General features: G+C 60.3%; 5 protein-coding genes and 1 pseudogene. All 6 read left to right on the top strand.

The features are described 5' to 3' along the window. Positions 1-514, top strand: a 514-nt coding sequence (locus tag ACIQ17_RS32550) for a MazG-like family protein (protein ID WP_398473694.1), incomplete at its 5' end; no start/stop codon positions are given. Continuing rightward, complete coding sequence (locus ACIQ17_RS32555) at positions 511-930, top strand: DUF4406 domain-containing protein (protein WP_398473695.1); 420 nt, start codon at positions 511-513, stop codon at positions 928-930. The genes ACIQ17_RS32550 and ACIQ17_RS32555, both read left to right, overlap by 4 nt. Before the next feature lie 178 nt (positions 931-1,108). Beyond that, positions 1,109-1,621, top strand: coding sequence for a hypothetical protein (locus ACIQ17_RS32560; RefSeq protein ID WP_398473696.1), 513 nt, complete (start codon positions 1,109-1,111; stop codon positions 1,619-1,621). Between the two features lie 8 nt (positions 1,622-1,629). After that, entirely contained in the window at positions 1,630-1,908 is a 279-nt protein-coding gene (locus ACIQ17_RS32565) for a DUF2312 domain-containing protein (RefSeq protein ID WP_398473698.1), read from the top strand. A gap of 26 nt (positions 1,909-1,934) precedes the next feature. Further along, positions 1,935-2,720, top strand: coding sequence for an HNH endonuclease (locus ACIQ17_RS32570; RefSeq protein ID WP_398473697.1), 786 nt, complete (start codon positions 1,935-1,937; stop codon positions 2,718-2,720). Between the two features lie 51 nt (positions 2,721-2,771). Next, positions 2,772-2,980: pseudogene (locus tag ACIQ17_RS32575) on the top strand (hypothetical protein); the annotation flags it as partial.

The raw sequence follows: 2,980 nt of genomic DNA on the forward strand, positions 1-2,980 counted from the left end.
GCAGAATGATCGCTCTCAGGATCGCAAATGCGGCCGCCAGGCCGAATGGGATTCCGGCAACCAGATCACGGTCACTTACCGAGCCAACGAACTGGCCGGCGAGATGGGCGAGGCCTGTAACATCATCAAGAAACTGGAGCGCGAGCGCCTCGGCATCCGCGGCTCCCGTGCGACCGTGGAGCAACTCGCCGAGGAACTGGCGGATGTCGTCATCTGCGCGGACCTAATCGCCATGGGCGTCGGCCGCCCGATGGAAGTGGATAGCGGCATGCCCGTCGGCCTCAAGAACGGGGCGGAGTGGGGCTCGTCGCTTGCGCGCGAGGTCGGTCGGCTTTGCGAGAACGTTCTGTATGACCGCGGACGCATCGCCGAGGTGCACTGCGAGTCCGTTGAGCGTGTCACCCGTGCCATCGCCGCTCATTACGACATCGATCTGAACGCCGCGATCGTCGCGAAATTCAACGCCACCTCCGAGAAGGTCGGCCTCAAGACCCGCATGGAGGTGATATCGTGAAACTCTACGTCGCAGGACCGATGCGCGGAATCCCGCATTTCAACTTTCCGCTGTTCCACGCCGCGACCGCTCGGCTGCGCGCCGCGGGACACCAGGTGTTCAATCCGGCCGAGCGCGATATCGCGGTCACCGGCGTCGATATCTCGGCCAACAATCCGACGGGCAGCAATGAGCAGGCCGAGGCCGACCACAAGTTCAATCTGCGCGAGGCGCTGAAGGACGATCTCGAATTCGTCTGCCTGCACGCCGACGGCGTCGTGATGCTGCCCGGCTGGGTCAATAGCAAGGGCGCCAACGCCGAGGTCGCGACTGCGATCGCACTGAATCTGCGTCTCTTCCACTACACCGAGGCGGATCCGCTTGCTGAAGTGTCAAAAGCTGATCGTCCGACCACTGCATTTGCAGAGGCGTCATGACTCAGGCAGCGAAGAAGCAGCGTCAGGTTATCGGCCGCATGGTCAATGGCGAACTACACGTCATTGCAGAGATCGTGCCGTTTGTTAGTTCGCGGCCCGGGCCCGATGTTTCACATGAAACAGAACAAGAACACGAAAGCGAGTGGCATCGCGTATCCGCTGCGGGGAGGGCTGAGCCGTGACCCCGATCAAGACCGACGACGCGGTGAAATTCTTGCGAGAGGCCGCTCGCTATTTCGACAATCGCCCCACCGGTGGCGAGGACTCTGCGTTCTGGTCAAACGTGGCGAATGCGCAGACGTGCCATCGCATCGCTGACCTCCTGCACGCGCTGCCCAAGCCGAAGGACAAGCCCGTTCGCACCTATGAAGTATCGGTAGTCGGATTCCCGCCGGTGAAGTATTCGGCGCGGTCGCCGGGCAAAGCCCGTTCGCGGGCCTATCGCGACTTCACCGGCGCTTTCGATAGCTACAAGCCATTCGGCGAGTTCATGGCCATGTCGACTGTCCGTCGCATCGCCGATCCGCCGGGCTGTGGGGATCGCATAGTCGTGGCTGGCGAGACCGTGACCCGGGTCTACAGCCCGTACACCAGCGCCTCCGGCGTCTATTTCATGCGTGATGGCAGCGACGCGATCTCGTCCGTCCACCCGTCGGAAATCCAATCTCAAGCGGCAGGAGAAGCGCAGTGAGCGCATCAATCGGTCACAACTCGGCGGCGTCCGTTCTCGACGACCAGACCACCCACAGCTTCGCCAAAGACCAGCTGAAGGCGATCGTGGAGCGTATCGAGCGCTTGGAAACCGAGAAGAAGACGATCTCGGACGACATCAAGGACGTCTACGGCGAGGCCAAGGGCAACGGCTACGACGTGAAGGCCCTGCGCGAGATTATCCGCATGCGTAAGCAGGACGCAAATGAGAGGGCGGAGCGCGAAACCATCCTTGAGACGTATTTGTCGGCACTCGGAATGCTCTAATCTGCTGGAAACGGCAGGGGGAAACTATGGCGCGCGAACCAATATCAAAGAAAATACGCTTCGAGGTCTTCAAGCGGGATAGCTTTACCTGCCAATATTGCGGCAAGAAAGCGCCTGACGTCATCCTCAACTGCGACCACATCAACCCCGTGGTGGCTGGTGGCACCTCTGACATCCTGAATCTGATTACTGCGTGCTTCGACTGCAATTCCGGCAAGGGCGGCCGGTCTCTGTCCGATCAATCGGTGATCACGAAGCAGGTCGATCAACTTGCAGAGCTGCAAGCGCGCCGCGAGCAGATTGAAATGATGATCGAGTGGCGCGAGCAGCTCGCGCAGCTTGATAGCGATGTGGTGGTGCGCCTGGAGGAGAGATGGGCGACTTTGGTCGAGGGTCGTACCTCGCTCACGCCAGCTGGCCGAGACAGCCTGCGTAAGGTGATCTCTCGGTATGGCGTCGACCTGACCATTCGGGCGATGCAGGAAAGCGCAATCACCTATCTGAAGCGCGAGCCCGATCAGACATACAGCTACGACAGCGCCTGCGAAGCCTTCAGCAAAATCGGATCAATCTGCGGCGTGTTGAAAGCCTCCGAGAGCCGCCCGTACATGCGCGAGCTCTACTATGTGCGGGGCATCCTGCGAAAGCGCCTGTCTTACATGAACGAATGGCAGTGCATGCAACTGATGGAGGCCGCGATCGTGGTTGGCGGTGCCGACGTCGAGCGCATCAAAGCGGTCTCCAAGGAAGTTCGTAACTGGAGCCAATTCAAAGAGATCATGGAAGCGTGGGCAACCACGGACGAGGACTAAATGGCCCGCATTAGAAGTATCCATCCCGGCCTTACCTCCGACGAGGCCTACATGTCCATGTCGATGACGGCCAAAGCTGGCTGGACGCCGCTATGGATGCAGTGCGACGACCACGGCATTTTCGAATGGAAGCCGATCGTCTTGAAGGCCCTGATCTTCCCGGCAGACGCGGTGGACTTCGGCGCGCTGCTGGACGAGTGGCTGGGGCTCGACTGTATCAAGAGGGTAGAAGTAGAGGGGAAGCCCTGTGGTATCGTTAG

The sequence above is a fragment of the Tardiphaga sp. genome, from assembly GCF_044340795.1.
In the GTDB taxonomy this organism is placed as follows: domain Bacteria; phylum Pseudomonadota; class Alphaproteobacteria; order Rhizobiales; family Xanthobacteraceae; genus Tardiphaga.

Coding starts and splice junctions, on each gene's coding strand:
- ACIQ17_RS32570 (WP_398473697.1), top strand. CDS start 1,935: ATGGCGCGCGAACCAATATCAAAGAAAATACGCTTCGAGGTCTTCAAG.